This is a genomic window from Novosphingobium oxfordense (assembly GCF_044029435.1).
Taxonomy (GTDB): Bacteria; Pseudomonadota; Alphaproteobacteria; order Sphingomonadales; family Sphingomonadaceae; genus Novosphingobium.
Genome location: NZ_CP147005.1, coordinates 2,896,808 through 2,914,934, shown reverse-complemented (window position 1 = coordinate 2,914,934; position 18,127 = coordinate 2,896,808). Strand labels below are relative to the sequence as shown.

The following is an 18,127-nucleotide window of genomic DNA, read 5'->3' as shown; positions in this document are numbered from 1 at the left end:
CCTCTGGTCGTGCGGCAGTTAGGTGTCAGGCCGCCAGACCGAAGACTTATTCCCCCTCGGCCGATCGTTCCATCGCGCTGCGCGTATCCTCCAGCGCCAGATCGACCAGCACGTTCATGGCCTCCGCCGCGCCTGCCGCGTCACCGGCCGCGATGGCGTCGTAGACGCGCACGTGGTCGGGGATCGGGTTGCGGGGCAGGGCGCGGGCGCGTTGCTTGAACTGGGTGGTCCAGTTCACCGCCGCCCCGATCGAGGCGCTAAGCACCAGCAGCGCGTCGTTGCGCGTCGCCTGGAGAATCGCATTGTGGAAATCGCGGTCCGCTGCGCGACCGGCCTCTGTGGTGAGGGTGTGCCGGCGCATGGCCGCCAGCGCATCCTTCATCGTTTTCAGGTCGTTCTTGTCACGGCGCTGCGCGGCAAGGCGGGCGGCGGCGGGTTCGACGATGGCGCGCAGTTCGAACAGGCTTCGCACGAACTCTATGTCCGGCTCCCCCGCGAAGGCCCAGCCGAGCACTTCGGGGTCCAGCAGGTTCCAGCGATCGCGCGGCAGAACGCGCGTTCCGGCCTTGGGGCGGCTTGCCACAAGACCCTTCGCGGTCAGCACTTGAATGGCTTCCCGATAGGCACTGCGCGAGACCTGGAGCTCTTCGGCGAAAGCAACTTCACCAGAAAGAATGTCTCCAGGCGCATATTTGCCGGACAAGATTGCCGTTCCCAGTTTATGGGCGATTGCACCGTGCAGGCGGCGGCCCGGACCCCGGGCCTCGTCGGCCGGCCTTGCACTTTCTTCATCGTTCACGAAATTGGCTTCTGACACTGTTATTGGCACCTCCCGAAAGGAACCTAACAGCCCTTTCAGCGTGAAGGAACGACAAACATTGCGTTTCCTGTGCGCTCGGAATATGTCGGAGTAAATAGGGAGACCCCAAATGACCGAATTCCGTTCCATCGTGGCCGAAACCGGCGAGCCCCAGGGCGAACCGCTGGCCGTGAACGGCACTGCCGATGTGGCCGCAGCCTGCGCCGCAGCCGCTGCAGCCTTCGATACCTATCGTGCTACCGACCGTGAAACCCGCGCTTCGTTCCTGGAGCGAATCGCTGACGAGATCCTCGCCATCGGTGAGCCTCTGATCGAAGCCTACATGGCTGAGAGCGGTCTGCCGCGCGGTCGTGGTGAAGGCGAGCGTGGCCGTACCATGGGCCAGCTGCGCATGTTCGCGGACGTCGTCCGCAAGGGCCAGTGGCAGCAGCTGCGCATCGATCCCGCCATGCCGGATCGCGCCCCGCTGCCCCGTCCCGACCTGCGCCTGCGCATGATCCCGGTCGGCCCGGTTGCCGTGTTCGGCGCATCGAACTTCCCGCTCGCCTTCTCGACCGCCGGTGGTGACACCGCTTCGGCGCTGGCCGCCGGTTGCCCGGTCGTGGTCAAGGGCCACCCGGCCCACCCGATCACCGGCAGCCTGATTGCCGCCGCGATCGCCAAGGCGGTCAAGGACGCCGGCCTTCCCGAAGGCGTGTTCCAGCACCTGGTAGGTCCGTCGAACGAACTCGGCGCCGCGCTCGTGCAGGATCCGCGCATCATGGCGGTCGGCTTCACCGGTTCGCGCGGTGGCGGTCTCGCTCTCGCCAAGCTGGCGCAGGCCCGCGAAGTGCCGATCCCGGTCTATGCCGAAATGTCGAGCATCAACCCGGTCGTGCTGCTTCCTGAAGCGCTCAAGGCGCGCGGCGAAGCCCTCGGCACTGCTTTCGTCGGTTCGCTGACGATGGGCGCCGGCCAGTTCTGCACCAACCCCGGCCTGATCCTGGCCGTCGAAGGTGAAGGCCTGGACGCATTCGTCGCTGCCGCCACCGGCGGTGTGTCGGAAGCCAAGCCGCAGACCATGCTCACCACCGGCATCGCCGCCGCTTATGCGAAGGGCGTCGAAGCGCTTGAAGGCAATGCCGGCGTTGAGACCATCGCCAAGGGCGAAGAGGGCAGCAAGACCACCGGCGGTGCGATCCTGTTCCAGACCTCGGCCGCGCAGTTCCTCGCCGACAAGGCGATCGGCCACGAAGTGTTCGGCGCTGCGTCGATCGTCGTGCGTTGCAAGGACGAAGCCGAACTCGCCAGCCTGCTGGAAGGCCTGGAAGGCCAGCTGACCGCCACCCTGCACATGGACGCCGCCGACGAAGCCGCCGCTTCGCGTCTGCTCCCGGTGCTGGAGCGCAAGGTCGGCCGTATCCTCGTCAACGGTTGGCCGACCGGCGTCGAAGTGTGCCATGCGATGGTGCACGGCGGCCCGTTCCCCTCGACCTCCGACCCGCGCACCACGTCGGTCGGCAGCATGGCGATCGACCGCTTCCTGCGTCCGGTCAGCTACCAGAACTTCGCCCAGGGCCTGCTTCCGGCAGAACTGCGCGACGCAGCCTTCGGTGACGGCGCCCCCCGCCTGATCGACGGCACGCTTACCCTCTAATCAGTCCAACCCAATCCCCGCGGCGCGCTCCCCCAAGAAGGCGCGCCGCGGATCGGGCTACGAAGCCCCCCGGGAGAGATCCATGACCTACCTTCGCCTGCTTCAGCATCGCGCGCCTGATGGCGTGCGCTCCGTCATCCTTGCCGATGGCGATGCCGCCCACTTCCTTCAGGGCGTCACCACCACCCGCGAACTCGCGCTGCGCGCCATTGCCGAAGGCGTGACGCTGGCCGATGCCGCCAAGGCTTGCGGTGCGGGCGAAGCGGTCGACATCGCGGCCGAATTCGCGGCGGGCAACCTGCTCGCCCCGATCGACCACGACGATTCGGCCCACCTGCTGATGACCGGCACCGGCCTGACGCACCTTGGTTCGGCCGAAGGCCGCAACAAGATGCACGCCGCCGCCGCCTCGGGTGAGCACGTTACCGATTCCATGCGCATGTTCCTTGAGGGCCTTGAAGGCGGCAAGCCCGCCGCGGGCACCGAAGGCCAACAGCCGGAATGGTTCTACAAGGGCGACGGCCAGCTGCTCGTCGGCCCCGGCGAGGCGCTGACCATGCCTGCGTTCGCCAAGGACGGCGGCGAAGAGCCCGAACTGGCCGGCATCTACATCGTCGGCGAAGACGGTAACGTCTACCGCCTCGGCCTCGCGCTCGCCAATGAGTTCTCGGACCATGTGACCGAGCGTCACAACTACCTCTGGCTCGCCCACTCGAAGCTGCGCCAGGCCGCACTGGGCCCGGAACTGCTGCTCGGCACTCCGCCGGAGAAGATCGAAGGCACCAGCAAGATCGTGCGCAATGGCGAAACGATCTGGGAAAAGCCCTTCCTCTCGGGCGAGGCGAACATGTCGCACACGTTCGCGAACCTTGAGCACCACCACTTCAAGTACGACCTGTTCCGCCGTTCGGGCGACGTGCACGTCCACTTCTTCGGCACCGCCACGCTCTCGTTCAGCGACGGTGTGACCACGCAGGAAGGCGACGTGTTCGAGATCTCGGCCGCGCCGTTCACGCTGCCGGTGGCCAACCCGCTCGCCCGCGCTGCCGCACCGGCCGCGGCGACGACGACCGTGAAGGCGCTCTGAGCCATGGATCCGATCCGCATTGCCATCGTTGGCGTGGGCAAGATCGCCCGCGACCAGCACATCCCCGCGATCGAGGGCAACCCGAACTTCAGCCTGGGTGCCACCGTCAGCCCGCATCATCGCGGCCCTGAAGGCATCCCGCACTTCAGCAACCTGGAAGACCTGATCGAGAACGGCCCGGCGATCGATGCCGTGGCGCTCTGCACTCCGCCGCAGGTTCGTTACGATCTGGCCGCGCTGGCGCTGTCGAAGGGCATGCACGTGTTCCTCGAAAAGCCGCCGGGCGCCACGCTGGCCGAAGTGGCCGCGCTGGAAAGCCGCGCCGAGAAGGTGGGGGCGACCCTGTTCGCCTCGTGGCACTCGCGCTACGCCGCCGGCGTCGCCCCGGCGCGTGCCTGGCTGGCCGAGCGTACCATCCTCAGCGCCAAGATCATCTGGCGTGAGGACGTGCGCGTCTGGCATCCGGGCCAGGACTGGATCTGGGAGCCGGGCGGCCTTGGTGTGTTCGATCCGGGCATCAATGCCCTTTCCATCGCCACGCACATCCTGCCGCGTCCGTTCTTCCTGAAGGAAGCGACGCTCAGCCTGCCGGCCAACCGCGCCGCGCCGATCGCCGCCGATATCGAGTTCCGCGATACCGCCGGGGCCGAAATCCACATGGACCTCGACTGGCGCCAGACCGGCCCGCAGTCGTGGGACATCGTGGTGGAAACCGACGCCGGCACGCTGAAGCTGGCCAACGGCGGCGCCGTGCTCACCCTGCCGACCGGCACCGAGCATGCCGAGGACATGGAATATCCGGGCCTCTACGCACGCTTTGCCAATCTGATCCGTGGCGGCCGCAGCGATGTGGACATCGCGCCGCTGCGCCTCGTGGCCGACGCATTCCTGCGCGGTAAGCGCGAAGCCGTCGAAGAATTCCACGACTGATATTTCCGGGAGAGGACAAGAAATGTTGAAGGCGATTCGCCGCACCACCGCTGCCGTCCTGCTGAGCGCCACTGCGCTCGCAGGCACGGTTTCGACGGTGGCCCATGCCGATACCAACGGCCAGCCGACCACTGCCACGATCGAGGCGGACAAGCCCGGCCCGGTCTACCACAAGGAAGTGTTCACCCAGTTCGCCGAGCACCTTGGCACGGGGATCTACGGCGGCCTGTGGGTCGGTAAGAACAGCAAGATTCCGAACACCAACGGCTTCCGTAACGACGTCGTCACCGCGCTGCGCGAACTGCAGGTTCCGGTGATTCGCTGGCCCGGCGGCTGCTTTGCCGACGAGTACCACTGGCGTGAAGGCATCGGCGCGCCGAACAAGCGCCCGGTCAAGGTCAACACCCACTGGGGCGGCGTGACCGAACCCAACGCGGTGGGCACCCACGAATTCTTCGAACTGCTGCGTCAGGTTGGTGCGGAAGCCTACATCGCCGGCAACGTCGGCGACGGCACCCCGCGCGAAATGGCCGAGTGGGTCGAATATATGACCGCGCCTGCCGGCTCGCTGGCCGATGAGCGCGCGCGCAACGGCCACAAGGAACCGTGGAACGTCGCCTACTTCGGCGTCGGCAACGAACTGTGGGGCTGCGGTGGCAACATGCGTCCCGAATTCGCGGCCGACGAAACGCGCCGCTATGCGACGTTCGTGAAGGCGCCCGCCGGCACCAAGATCATCAAGGTCGCCTCGGGCGCCAACGTCGATGATTACAACTGGACCGACACGATGATGCGTGTCGCTGCCGGTAGCGTCGACGGCCTCTCGCTCCACTACTACGTCCACCCCGCCGGTGGTTGGCCGCCGCGTGCGCCTGCCGTCGATTTCGACGAGCATGGCTGGGCCGATGCGCTGAACGGCGCACGCCACATGGACGAGCTGATCACCAAGCACTCGGCGATCATGGACAAGTACGATCCCGAGAAGAAGGTCTTCCTCGCGGTCGACGAATGGGGTGCCTGGTACGCCCAGGATCCGGGCACGCATCCGGGCTTCCTGCGCCAGCAGAACACTCTGCGTGACGCGCTGATCGCCTCGGTCCACCTGGACATCTTCGCCAAGCATGCGGACCGCGTGCGCATGACCGCCATCGCCCAGATGGTGAACGTGCTGCAGGCGATGATCCTGACCGACGGCAGCAAGATGGTGCTGACGCCGACCTACTGGGTCTTCGACATGTACAAGCCGTGGCAGGATGCCACGGTGCTGCCGATCCAGATCAAGTCGCCGTGGTATGCGAAGGACGAATTCACGATGCCGGCCGTCAGTGGCTCGGCGGTGAAGGGCAAGGACGGCAAGATCCACGTGGGTCTGTCGAACCTCGATCCCAACCAGTCGAACACCGTGACGATCAAGCTGGACGGCGTTTCGGCGGGTGCGGTCTCGGGCAAGATCCTGACGGCCCCGGCGATCAACTCGCACAACACGTTCGACGCACCCAGCGTGGTGAAGCCGGAAGCGTTCTCGGGCGCGAGCGTGCAGGGCGGCAATCTTGTCGTTACCCTGCCGGCCAAGTCGGTCGTGGTGCTCGAACTGCAATGAGCGTGAAGCACGTCCCCAGTCCCCGGTTCGTCTTGGGCGACTGGGGCACTACTCGCCTGCGGCTGTTCCGTATGGACGGCGGTGATGTCGACGCCCGGCTCGATGGGCCGGGCGCGCTCGCCGGCAATGCCAAGGACGCGCTGGCCGAACGGCTGGACGTCTGGAAGGCGGAAGGCCCGCTGTCCGAGGTCGTGCTCTGCGGCATGGCCGGCGCTCCCGGTGCGCTCGTCGCGGCAGGCTATGCGGCCTGCCCGGCGGACGCCGCCCACTGGCTGTCCTCGCGCACGCGGCTGGAAGTGGCCGGCATCCCGGTTTCGGTTCTGCCGGGGCTGAGCTGCAAGGATTCCGAAGGCGTGCCGGAAGTGATGCGGGGCGAGGAGGCGCAAGTCTTCGGCGCCCTCGCGCTCCATCCCGAACTGGCGGTGGGCGAGCATCTGATCGCGCTGCCCGGTACCCACTGCAAATGGGTCTCGGTGGTGAACGGCACGATCGTCGGCTTCCGCACCCATCCGACCGGCGAACTGTTTGCGCTGCTGGCCGGCCAGTCGACGCTGACCGGGCCGGACACGCCGGGGCAGGGCAGCTTTGACGACGGTTTCGCGCGCGGTCTCGACCGCTGCGAGGAGCCGCTGACCGGGGCGCTGTTCGAGGCACGCGCAGCGCGCATGCTCGACGGACGCTCGAAAGACTGGTCGCGCGGGTATATCTCCGGCCTGCTGATCGGCGGCGAAGTTGCCGCACAAGTTCCGGCAGGCATCTCGGTGGTGCTGATCGGCGACCCGGCGCTTTCCGCGCTCTATGATCGCGCGCTGGCGGCCCGTGGCTGCACTTCGCGCAAGATCGATGGCGATGTGGCGGTCCTCGCCGGGCTCGCCATCGCGAAAGGACAGAAGGCATGAAGATCGAAGACGTTCTGGCCGCAGGCCATGCTCCCGTCGTGGCGATCCTGCGCGGCATCCAGACCCATGAAGCGGTCGAAATCGGCGAAGCGCTGGTCGAAGCCGGCGTGCGCATCATCGAAGTGCCGTTCAACTCGCCCGATCCGGCGGGTTCGATCGGCGCCATGGCCGAAGCGCTGGGCGACCGCGCGGCGATCGGCGGCGGCACCGTGATCGGCACCGATCTGGCCGAGACGCTGGCGGGCGTGGGCGGCACCTTCATGGTCTCTCCCAATGTCGATCCGGCCGTCATCAAGCGTTCGATCGAACTGGGCATGGACGTGCTTCCCGGCTTCCTGACCCCGACCGAGGCTTTCGCCGCCGTGGCGGCGGGCGCCAGCGACCTGAAGCTGTTCCCCGGTTCGGTGCTGGGCAGCAGCTACATCAAGGCGATCCGCGAAGTGCTGCCCAAGCACAGCCGCGTCTGGGCCGTCGGCGGCGTGGGCGCCGCGAATGTCGCGGAATACCGCGCGGCCGGCGTTTTCGGCATCGGCGTGGGCGGCAGCCTCTACAAGCCCGGCTTCGATGCCGCGACGGTCGGCGCCAAGGCGGCCGAGATCATCGCCGCATGGAACGCGGCCGGGGCCTGAGCATGATCCGCAAGTTTTCGTTTCTGCTCGGTCTCGCTGCACTGGGCTTGACCGGCAGCGTCGGTGCCCAACAGACCGATGGCGCACCGACGCTGAACTCGCAGATGTCCGGGGACCTTGTGGTCCACGATCCGGTCATCATCCGCGAGGGCGACACCTACTACATCTTTTCGACCGTGGGCCGCTATGTCGGTATCAAGACGTCGAAGGACCTGAAGCACTGGACCGACGCCGGTTCGGTCTTTGCCGAGATTCCGGCTTGGGCCAAGCAGGCGGTGCCGGGCACCGAGGGCATCTGGGCGCCGGACATTTCCTATGTGAACGGCGAATACCGGCTCTACTACTCGGTCTCCACCTTCGGTTCGAACCGTTCGGCCATCGGCCTGGCGACGAGCAAAACGCTCGATCCCAAGGCCAAGGGCTATGGCTGGAAAGACCAGGGCCTGGTCGTCATGTCCACGCATGAGGACGACTTCAACGCCATCGATCCGAACTTCGTGGCTGACGATCAAGGCCGCCAGTGGCTCTCGCTCGGCAGTTTCTGGACCGGGATCAAGCTGTTCCCGCTCGATCCGAAGACCGGCAAGGTCGCGCCGGGCACCGAGCCCTATTCGATCGCCCGCCGCCCCGCTCCGGCAGGTGGCCCGGCCCCGATCGAGGCGCCGTTTATCATCCCGCACGGCGGCTGGTACTATCTGATCGCGTCCTACGACTATTGCTGCAAAGGCGTGAACAGCACCTATTACACCGTCGTTTCGCGATCGAAGAAGATCACCGGCCCCTACAAGGGCAAGGACGGCAGCGACATGATGCAGGGCGGCGGCACGATCCTGCTGCGCGCCGATCTGGAGGAGAAGCAGCGCTTCCGCGGCCCCGGCCACGCAGGCGCCTTCACCGACAAGGACGGCACCACCTACCTGGCATACCACGCTTACGACAAGACCGCCGAAGGCCGCCCGACGCTGCGCATCGCGCCGATCGTCTGGGGCGCCGACGGCTGGCCCGTGGCGCAATACTGAGACCCACCAGCTGACACCCCGGCTTTCGGGCCGGGGTGTCCTTTTCCCCGGAGCGATCCGGGCCGAACACCCCCAACGATAACTCTGGAGAGGACACCATGAACTTTTCCATGTCACGCCGCGCTTTTGCCGCTTCGGCCGCGCTGCTGCCGATCGCTTGCTCGAAGGCGGGCAAGGCCACCGGCGACGCCACCTCGGAAGCCGCCGATCAGGCTGCCGCGCCGGTGCCGATCAATCCGCTGGTGAAGCAGCGCGCCGACCCTTACGTCCTGCGGGCCGAGGACGGCTGGTACTACATGACCGGCTCGGTGCCCGAATACGATCGCCTGGTCCTGCGCCGCTCGAAGACCGTCGCCGGTCTCGCTGATGCTGAGGAGCGGGTGCTCTGGCGCCATGAGAAGACCGGCCCGATGTCCGGCTTTCTCTGGGCGCCTGAACTGCACTACGTCGATGGCCGCTGGGTCATCTACTTCGCTGCCGGCCCGAGCGGCGGCGGCGCCGATGTGTTCCGCATCCGCACTTATGCCGTGGTCTGCGATGGGCAGGACCCGATGGCCGGCAAGTGGACCGTGCTGGGCGAACTGAAGACGCCGTGGGACAGCTTCAACCTCGATTCGACCTCGTTCCACCACAAGGGCGTGCGCTACATGGCCTGGGCGCAGCGCGAGCCGGGGATCGAGACCAATTCGAATCTCTATCTCGCGCCGATGAAGGACGCGCTGACCCCGGCGGCCAAGGCGATCCGCTTGACGGTGCCGACGCTCGACTGGGAAATCCAGCAGTACAAGGTTGCCGAAGGTCCTTCGGTGATCGTCCGCAACGGCAAGGTACTGATGACCTATTCGGCCAGCGGCACCGGCGCGGTCTATTGCATGGGCCTGCTCAGCGCCGATGCCGACGCCGACCTCATGGACCCGCACGCCTGGACCAAGTCCCAGAAGCCGGTCTTTACCACCAACGTCGCAACCTCGGTCTATGGCCCGGGCCACAACAGCTTCACGGTGGACGAGAAGGGGCGCGACCTTCTGGTCTACCACGGCCGCGACTACGAGAAGATCGAAGGCGACCCGCTCCTGAACCCGGACCGCCACGCCCGCGTGCAGCGCCTGTACTTCGACGAGAAGGGCGCACCTGACTTCGGCGTGCCGGTGGGCAACGGTCCGCTGCCGGAACGCTTCATCTCGGTCGCCCGTCCCGGCACGTACATGGCGCATGAGGGCAGCAAGACTGTCGCTGCCAAGGTGCCGCTGCCGCAGACGCAGTTCCGCTCGCTGGATGCGGGCGACGGCACGGTGATGCTCTCGCCGATCCTGCTGCGCGACCACTGCCTTGTCGCCAAGCCGGACGGTTCGGTGGCTATCGCCCCGATCAAGGCGACCGGCGCGCAGCCCGGCGCGGAGAAGTTCCGCCGCACCGATGCCGGCGGCGGCGCCGTGCGATTCGCCACCGCGGGCGAACCTGCGAAGTCCGTGGCCATCGCCCCCGATGGTCTGCGTATTGACGGCGCCAAGGACGCCGCAAGCGCCTGGAAGGCCGACTAATACCCGCATAAGTCTGACAATGTTTCCCGTCCGTTGCGGTATTCCGCAACGGACGGGCGCAGGCTTTCGATAGCCTGAGGCCATTGTGCCACACTTGTTTCAGCTTTTTTACACCAGGATCGCTTTTCCGCTTGCGCCCGATTAGTCGGACTAATAATTAGTCTGAGTAATCGAAGGGGCATGGTATGGGCCAGCCCCACATGGGAGGGTTGATCCATGGCGCTCAAGCCATTTGCTTTCTGTACGGCATCCATTCTCGCGCTCGGCCTCGCCAGCGTCGCTCACGCTCAGGACACCGCCCCGCAGACCGTCGCCGATGATTCCGCGCCGAATGCCGAAGACATCATCGTTACCGGCGTTCGCGCCTCGATCGTTGGCGCGATCAACAGCCGCAAGAACAACATCCAGATCGTCGATTCGATCGTTGCCGAAGACGTGGGCAAGCTGCCCGACAACAACGTTGTCGAAGCGCTTCAGCGTGTTACCGGTATCCAGGTGACCGACCGCGCCGGCGGCGAAACCGCCACCATCACGATCCGTGGCCTGTCCGATCCCGTGACCACCTGGAACGGCCGCAACATCTTCACGGCCGCCGGCACTTCGTTCGCGCTGCAGGACGTTTCGGCAAACCTCGTCAAGAAGATCGACGTCTACAAGACGCGTGCGGCTGACCAGCTGGAATTCGGCCTTGCCGGCCAGATCGACGTTGCTACCCGTCGCCCGTTCGATTTCGACGGTTTCACCATCTCCGGCCTTGCCCGCGGCGTTTACAGCGAGCTGGCCGACAAGTTCAATCCGAACGTGTCGCTGCTGGTCAGCGATCGCTGGGAAACCGGCATCGGTGAAATGGGCTTCCTGATCAACGGCAGCTACACGCGCACCAAGTATCGCAACCAGAACGTCCAGGCCGGCGCGCTGGTGCCGTTCGCCACTGAAAACCCGCCTTCGGACACGTGGCTGACGCCGCTGCAGCGCATTTTCCCGAACACCGATCCGAACAACCCGTATTGGACGCCGGGCCTGAACGCGGGCCTGCCCACCACGCCGGGTTCGACGCTGAGCATCGACGGCGTCGATGTGCCTTACTACCTGTCGCGCGACGCGGTCATCAGCTCCGACCTTTATGGCAAGCGTGAGCGTCCGTCGATCAACGCGGCGTTCCAGTGGGCACCGAACGACCGTTCGACCTACACCGCCGAATTCTACTATTCGGGCTTCCGCGGCACCACCTTCAACTCGATGATGTTCAGCTACGTCGACTGGTGGGGCAACCTGGGCGCCAATCCGGGTTCGACGTTCGAGCTGTACGACGGCACCAACATCATCAAGTCGCGTCAGGTCGGCGCGGTGGCAGGCTTCAACAGCGCCGATTACGCGACCAACAAGACCGATAGCTACGTCTACGCCCTGAACGCGGACTGGGACGTGGGCGATCGCGGCAAGATCACCGCTGACCTGACCTACCAGGACAGCAAGAACCAGACCTCGTTCTTCGCCATGCGCACCAATCGCGGTCCGCTGGACGTTGATGTCGACTTCAACGCCGGCGGCGGTATCCCGTCCTACAGCTTCAGCACGCCCGAAGTACTGACCGATCCCAATGCCTGGACCATTGGCGACCTGTTCGACAATGGCAACAAGAGCACCGGCAGCGCCTGGACCTTCCAGCTTGACGGTCACTACGACTGGGACGAAGGCTTCCTGCGCCGCATCAAGGCGGGCTTCCGCTACGATAACCGCAGCGCCAGCACTTTCGTGCGTGAACAGAGCGCTGGCGGCCTGGGCACCACGCTCGCTTCGCTGGGTGAGGGCTACTCCTTCACCAACAACGGGTTCTTCGATGGTCAGGCGGACGTTCCGACCAGCTGGGTGCTGGCCAATGGCCCGGCGCTGTACAAGAACGCCGACGCTATCCGTTCGATGTATCAGGCGACCAACCCGAACCTGCTGCTGTCCGACCAGATGTCGTTCGGCCGCGTCTTCGACATCAACGAAGTCACGCTGGCTGCATACCTGATGGCGGACGGACAGATCGATATCTTCGGTCGTCCGCTGATGATCGAAGGCGGCGTGCGCCTTGTCACGGTCGATACCGATTACGACTACTTCGATCGCTATAACGACTATGCCCGTACGGGTGTTTCGACCGGCCAGGTAAAGTTCCTGCCCAGCTTCACCGCTCGTTACGAGATCACGCCGAAGCTGCGCCTGCGCTTCAACTACGGCGAAACCCTGCGTCGTCCGGCGTTCGGTGATCTTAATCCGAACGTTTCGCTCACGGGTGACCTGTCGGGTCTGGGCTTCGGCACGGGTAGCGCTGGCAACGCCAACCTGCGCGCTACGACCTCGAAGAACTACGACATTGCGCTGGAATGGTACTTCGAACGCAACAGCGCGATCTACGTCACCGGTTTCCGCCGCGAAATCCAGGGCCTGGTCGTTCCGCTCACCACGCTGGAATACATTCCGAACAACACGATCGTCGGCAGCACCGCGACCGACTACTTCCAGGTTACCCGCCCGACCAACGCGTCTGACGGTGTGCTGAAGGGCGTGGAAATCGGTCTGACCTACTTCCCGACCTACCTGCCCAGCATCCTCAACGGCCTGGGCTTCCAGGGTAGCGCGACGGTGCTGGATTCTTCGCAGACGATCCCGGATACCGATACGGCAGGCAACATTGTCTACACGAAGTCGGCATTCTTCGCGGTTTCGAAGTTCTCGTATAACGCCACGCTGGCTTATGAGCGCGGTCCGATCGGTGCACGTCTGTCGTACGTGTGGCGCAAGGGCTTCCTCAACAACAACGAAGCCCGCGCGTTCGCCAACCCGATCGGCATGTGGCGCAAGCCTGAGAACAGCCTCGACATGCAGATCACCTGGGCCATCACCAAGGACATCGGTCTGACCTTCGACGCGACCAACCTGACCAAGTCGAAGCAGCAGAACTACTACAAGTACGACACTGCGGGCGGTCCGGTGACGATGAACTCAAGCACGCTGCTGATCGACCGTACGTTCGCGGCCGGCGTCCGCTTCAAGTTCTAATTGCTATCGGCAGCCCGCGACGCACCGCCATTCCGCGTCGTGGGCTGCTTCGGACGGCCGGTTCCCGGGGATTCCTCTCCCAACACACCCCGGGGACCGGCCGCTCTTGTTTTTTCTAGGAAATTGCTGCCTGACGCACGGGAGACCATGAAGGGGTAACGATGCGCGGAAATCTACGGACTGTCCTTGCCACCGCGGCGCTTCTTGCCACGGCGGCCAGCCCGCCCGCTGCCGTTTCCGCCCCGTCTTCTGCTGCCGTCCGCGCCGAGCCGAAGCTCGACATCGCCGCGATCGCGAAGGCCCGCTTCGGCAACGACGCTGCCTGGTATCAGCAGCGCATACCCTTCTTCGAAAGTGCCGATCCCAAGATCGATGCGGTCTACTACTACCGCTGGGGCCTGTTCCGCGCGCACCAGCGCGACCTGGGCGCGCAGGGCTATATCACCACCGAATTCGCGGACGATGTGGGCTGGCAGCGCGAACCTTTCGCCAGCCTCAACGACGCCAGCGGCTTCCACATCGCCGAAGGGCGCTGGCTGAACGACCGCCGCTTCACCGACGACTACGTCAATTTCATGTATGAGGGCGGGAACGACCGCCACTTTACCGACTACATGGCGGACTCGGTCTGGGGCCGTTACCTCGTCGATGGCGACAGGCAGGCGCTGCTCGCGCACCTGAAGACGATGCGCCACGTATACCGCCTGTGGGACGAGAAATTCGATTTCTCCAAGGGCCTCTACTTCGTGGAGCCGCTACTGGACGCGACCGAGTACACCGTCTCCTCGATCGACGCATCGGGCGGCAAGGACGGGTTCCGAGGCGGCGATTCCTTCCGCCCTTCGGTCAACAGCTACATGTTCGCCAATGCCCGCGCGCTTTCGAAGATGGCGGAACTGGCCGGCGACACCGCGATGGCCAAGGAATATGCCGACCGGGCGGATGCGCTGAAGGCGCATGTGCTGCAGGACTTGTGGAACCCCGCGCTGGGCCACTTCGCCGATCGCTACCAGGTCGACAACGAATTCGTGAAGTACTGGGCGCCGATCCGCAATCGCGAGCTGGTCGGCTACCTGCCATGGATGTTCGACATGGTGCCGGACGACGGCAAGTACGCCTCGGCATGGTCGCACCTGCTCGATCCCAATGCGCTGGCCGGCAAGGCGGGCATGCGCACGGTCGAGAAGGGGTACGAGTACTACATGCGCCAGTATCGCTATCTGGGCGATGCGCGCGAGTGTCAGTGGAACGGGCCGATCTGGCCCTACCAGACGACGCAAGTGCTGGCGGCGATGGGCAATCTGCTCGATCACTACGACGATCACGGCCCGGTGACCCGCAGCGACTATATGCGGATGCTGCGGCAGTATACGCAGCTGCACTATCAGGGCACGCGATTGGATCTGGAAGAGGACTACGATCCGGAGACCGGCAAGCCGATCGTCGGGCTGGACCGCAGCCATCATTATTTCCACTCGGGCTACGTCGATCTGATCATGACCGGCCTGGTCGGCATCCGCCCGCGTGCGGACGACGTGCTGGAGGTGAACCCGCTGCTACCCGCCGCGAGCGATGCGCAGGCGTTGGGCTGGTTCCATGTCGAGCGCGTGCCCTATCACGGGCACGAGGTTTCGGTGACCTGGGACGTGGACGGCAAGCGCTATGGCCGCAAGGGGCTGACCGTTGCCGTCGATGGGAAGGAAGTGGCCCATCGCGACGATCTTGGCCGTGTGGAAGTGCCGCTGGCGCGCAAGGCCAATGCGCCGATCGCGCGGGAGACCAATCTGGCGGTGCAACTGGTGCGGCGTAACTTCCCCAAGGCCTCTGCCTCTTCGGGCGGCGAGGCGGAGAACCTGCACGATGCCGTCGACGGCCGCGCGTGGTTCTATCCGGAGCTTCCCAATGGTTGGGACTCGGCGGCTGGCAAGGCGGACCAGTGGTACGCGGTCGATTTCGGCAAGCCGGTCACGCTGGGCAGCACCGAGCTGGCGTTCTTTGCCGACGGCGCGAAGTTCGCCGCGCCCCGCAAGGTCGTGGTCGAGGCGTGGATGGATGGTCGCTGGCAGCAGGTTGCGGCACCCACGGCCGCGCCGCTGGCCAATGGCGTGACGCGGCTTGCGTGGTCGCCGGTTACGGCCGAGCGCCTGCGCGTGACGATGACGCCGAACAGCGGCAAGGCGATCCGTCTGGCCGAGATCAAGGCCTTTGCAGGTGGAAAAATTTAACCTTACCTATGCGTAAACCCGGCACTTCAAACCGGAATTAACCGCGTTTGAGGCCTATATCCGCGCATGTCGCACGGATATCCATTCGCATCGCTCGTCGCAGGGGCTTCCTGCTATGTCGACCTTTCCGCACTGATGCCGATGTGGCTGGCCGGCGTGGTGGCCGTCCACGTGGTCTGCGCGGTATTGTTCATGGGCCTGTTCAAGCACGAGACGCAGTAGGCGCTCGGCGTGGCGCCGGTTCAGAAAACCAGTGCGGCAAGTCCTGCCCAGCAGATCGCCGAGAGCCCGGTTGCCAGCGCCAGTCCCAGCAGGGGGCGGCGCCGGATGGCCTCGTATTCGCCGGTCGCGACGCGATTCACGGGCTTTGCCACTTTCCGGTCAGCCGGCGTCGCAGAAGAGGCGCGGAAATGGGGAACGCGGCAAAGGGCTTCGATTCGGTTCGGGGGGATGGGGATTGCGGCATGATACATGGGCCAAATTCCTCGATCAGTTTTCACAGGTCGACTTGGAATACGTCCCTGAATGCCTCCATTTTATCTCAACTCATTTGGTAGACAATACGGTGAGGGCCCTAGTGGCGAAATTTCGCCGCTTCCGGTGTCCGGCTTACCGGCCAGCCGCGCTGGCCAGCAGGTCCGGCGTCAGCACTTGTGGCAGTTGCATGGACTTGCCGTCGCGCCCGTACCAGACATAGAGCGGCACCCCGGCGGCACCTTGCGCAGTGAGGTAGCGGGTGATCTCCGGATCGCGGCGCGTCCAGTCGCCACGCAGCACGACGACGCCGGCCTTGTCGAACGCCGCCTTGGTCTCGGCGCGTTCGATGGCGACTTCCTCGTTCACCTTGCAGGACAGGCACCAGTCGGCAGTCATCCAGACGAACACCGGCTTTCCGGCGGCGCGGGCATCGGCCAGCGCTTTCTCGCTGAAGGGCTTGGCCCCCAGGATGGAATCGGCGGCCGCGACGGGGGCAACTGGCTGCGGCAGGACGACCAGCGCAAAGACTGCGATGGCAAGGGCGATGGCCGCTGCCGGGCGCGCTGAGCCGCCCTTACGCTGGGTGCGGCCCATCACGAACAGGGCGGCAAGCACGAGGGCCAGGCCGATGAGGGCGCTACCGGCGAACCACGGCCCGCCCACCTTCCAGGTAAGCCATGCCAGCGCCAGCGCGGTCAGGCCCATCGGCACGGCCAGCCAGCGGCGGAACGTGACCATCCATGCACCGGGGCGCGGCATGCGTCGGCGCAGCGGCGGGATGAAGGCGATCGCCAGGAATGGCAGCGCAATGCCGATGCCCAAGGTTGCGAACAGCGCCATCGCCGGCAGCACCGGCAGCAGCAGCGCCGCGCCCATCGCGCTGGCCATGAAAGGCCCGGTGCACGGCGTCGCCACGAAGGCGGCCAGCAGGCCGGTGATGAAGGCCCCGCGCGTGAAGCTGGAGGGTGATCCGCCGGAGACGAAGCCCGGTACGGTCAGTTCGAACAGGCCCAGCAGGTTGGCAGTGATCGCGGCGGCCAGCAGCAGCAGCGCGACGACGACCAGCGGCTCCTGAAGCTGGAAGGCCCAGCCCACTTCCTCTCCGCCCGCGCGCAATGCCAGCAGTGCGCCGCCAAGCCCGAGGCAGGCGACGACGACGCCGGCAGTATAGGCCAGCCCCTCGACCCGGGCATGGGCCTCGCTCTCGCCCGCGCGGGCAAGGCTCAGCGCCTTGAGGCTGAGGATCGGGAAGACGCAGGGCATGACGTTCAGCAACAGCCCGCCCGCGAGTGCCGCCAACAGCAGCAGCGGCAGCGATGCTAGCGCAGGCGTCGGAGTGGCATCGGTGGCGAGCGGCGTGCCCCCCGTCGGCACTGCGCCGGGCTTCGCCGAGAAGGCGATGCCGTTGCCCTCATTGTCCAGCCGCAGCACACCGGTCAGCGCGCTCGCGTCGCGCGCGTCCAGCTTGGCGCGCGGGATGGTGACGATCAGCTTGTCGCCGTTCCAGGCGAAGACCTGGGTGGCGGCATAGTCCACCAGCTTGTCTTCGCCGATGAAGACGTGCGGCGATGCCAGCGGCGTTGAGGCGGGCAGGGGGATGGCAAGGCGCAGCGCCTTGCCATCGAGCGCGAAAGTGCCGCTGGCGTCCAGCGGGGCGGGCAGGCGGCGCGTCCATTCGGCAAAGCGCGCGTCCGGCGCGGCGGTTTTGGCGACGACCGGGATTTCGACCGCCAGATCGGCCTGTTCGGGCACGCAGATCTGCTCCGTACAGGCCAGCCACTGTGCGGCGACGCGTATCGGCAGGCGGCTGCCCGGCGCGGCATTGGCGGGCAGGGTGATCGGCACCAGCACGGCGTAATCATGCTCGAACACATGGTTCATCAGGCCGGACACCACCAAGGTCTGCGGCACCGGATATTTCGGCGTACCGGCCTTCGCGCCGGTCGGCAGCGTCCAGTCCAACTGCATGCCCAGCCCGGCGTCGCCGGGGTTCGACCAATAGCCGTGCCAGCCCTTCTCCGGCGTCATGTGGATCGCTACCGTGGCCTCGCCGCCCGGCGTGGCGGGGGGGGCGACCAGTTCGGCGGCGATGTGCGGCGTCGCCCCCGGTTGCGCATGGGCAACGAGGGGCAGCAGAAGCAACGCCAGCAATTGCCACAGGACTGTCATGGAGAGGCGATAGCGGCGCGTTTTCATGAAACTCCCGAGCGTTGATC

Annotated in this window: 14 protein-coding genes; 11 read left to right on the top strand and 3 right to left on the bottom strand. The window is 65.7% G+C overall.

Annotation, left to right across the window (positions count from 1 at the left end):
• Positions 1–46: 46 nt before the first annotated feature.
• Positions 47–799, bottom strand: coding sequence for a FadR/GntR family transcriptional regulator (locus WBP07_RS13820; protein ID WP_395391862.1), 753 nt, complete (start codon positions 797–799; stop codon positions 47–49).
• Positions 800–929: 130 nt separating this feature from the next.
• Here WBP07_RS13820 and WBP07_RS13815 point away from each other — a divergent pair, with 130 nt between their 5' ends.
• The 11 genes from WBP07_RS13815 to WBP07_RS13765 all read left to right on the top strand — a co-directional run bounded on the left by WBP07_RS13815 (position 930) and on the right by WBP07_RS13765 (position 15,656).
• Entirely contained in the window at positions 930–2,456 is a 1,527-nt protein-coding gene (locus tag WBP07_RS13815; RefSeq protein WP_395391860.1) for an aldehyde dehydrogenase (NADP(+)), read from the top strand.
• Between the two features lie 82 nt (positions 2,457–2,538).
• Positions 2,539–3,543 carry an AraD1 family protein gene (araD1, locus tag WBP07_RS13810; RefSeq protein ID WP_395391858.1) on the top strand — a complete coding sequence of 335 codons (1,005 nt, stop codon included), beginning with the start codon at positions 2,539–2,541 and terminating at the stop codon, positions 3,541–3,543.
• A gap of 3 nt (positions 3,544–3,546) precedes the next feature.
• Positions 3,547–4,473, top strand: a complete 927-nt coding sequence (locus WBP07_RS13805) for a Gfo/Idh/MocA family protein (RefSeq protein ID WP_395391856.1) — start codon at positions 3,547–3,549, stop codon at positions 4,471–4,473.
• A 22-nt stretch (positions 4,474–4,495) separates the two neighbouring features.
• On the top strand, positions 4,496–6,073 hold the full coding sequence (locus tag WBP07_RS13800; RefSeq protein ID WP_395391854.1) for an alpha-N-arabinofuranosidase: 1,578 nt from the start codon (positions 4,496–4,498) through the stop codon (positions 6,071–6,073).
• Entirely contained in the window at positions 6,070–6,972 is a 903-nt protein-coding gene (locus WBP07_RS13795) for a 2-dehydro-3-deoxygalactonokinase (RefSeq protein ID WP_395391852.1), read from the top strand. The genes WBP07_RS13800 and WBP07_RS13795 overlap by 4 nt, the downstream gene beginning before the upstream one ends.
• Positions 6,969–7,601 carry a 2-dehydro-3-deoxy-6-phosphogalactonate aldolase gene (locus WBP07_RS13790; protein WP_395391850.1) on the top strand — a complete coding sequence of 211 codons (633 nt, stop codon included), beginning with the start codon at positions 6,969–6,971 and terminating at the stop codon, positions 7,599–7,601. The genes WBP07_RS13795 and WBP07_RS13790 overlap by 4 nt, the downstream gene beginning before the upstream one ends.
• A gap of 2 nt (positions 7,602–7,603) precedes the next feature.
• Positions 7,604–8,620: an arabinan endo-1,5-alpha-L-arabinosidase gene (locus WBP07_RS13785; protein ID WP_395391848.1), complete on the top strand. Its 1,017-nt coding sequence runs from the start codon at positions 7,604–7,606 to the stop codon at positions 8,618–8,620.
• Positions 8,621–8,718: 98 nt separating this feature from the next.
• Positions 8,719–10,161 (top strand): family 43 glycosylhydrolase, encoded by a 1,443-nt coding sequence (locus WBP07_RS13780; protein WP_395391846.1) that lies wholly within the window; start codon positions 8,719–8,721, stop codon positions 10,159–10,161.
• Between the two features lie 216 nt (positions 10,162–10,377).
• The gene (locus WBP07_RS13775; RefSeq protein ID WP_395391844.1) at positions 10,378–13,209 is read left to right on the top strand and encodes a TonB-dependent receptor; all 2,832 of its coding nucleotides are present in this window, start codon (positions 10,378–10,380) and stop codon (positions 13,207–13,209) included.
• A gap of 161 nt (positions 13,210–13,370) precedes the next feature.
• On the top strand, positions 13,371–15,434 hold the full coding sequence (locus tag WBP07_RS13770; protein WP_395391842.1) for an MGH1-like glycoside hydrolase domain-containing protein: 2,064 nt from the start codon (positions 13,371–13,373) through the stop codon (positions 15,432–15,434).
• Positions 15,435–15,500: 66 nt separating this feature from the next.
• A complete protein-coding gene (locus WBP07_RS13765) occupies positions 15,501–15,656 on the top strand; it encodes a hypothetical protein (protein ID WP_395391840.1) in 156 nt (51 codons plus the stop codon).
• A gap of 20 nt (positions 15,657–15,676) precedes the next feature.
• On the opposite strand, the gene WBP07_RS13760 is transcribed toward WBP07_RS13765, so the two are convergent.
• Both WBP07_RS13760 and WBP07_RS13755 read right to left on the bottom strand, forming a co-directional pair.
• Entirely contained in the window at positions 15,677–15,808 is a 132-nt protein-coding gene (locus WBP07_RS13760) for a hypothetical protein (RefSeq protein ID WP_395391838.1), read from the bottom strand.
• 235 nt (positions 15,809–16,043) lie between these two features.
• Complete coding sequence (locus WBP07_RS13755) at positions 16,044–18,107, bottom strand: protein-disulfide reductase DsbD family protein (protein WP_395391836.1); 2,064 nt, start codon at positions 18,105–18,107, stop codon at positions 16,044–16,046.
• Positions 18,108–18,127 lie beyond the last annotated feature (20 nt).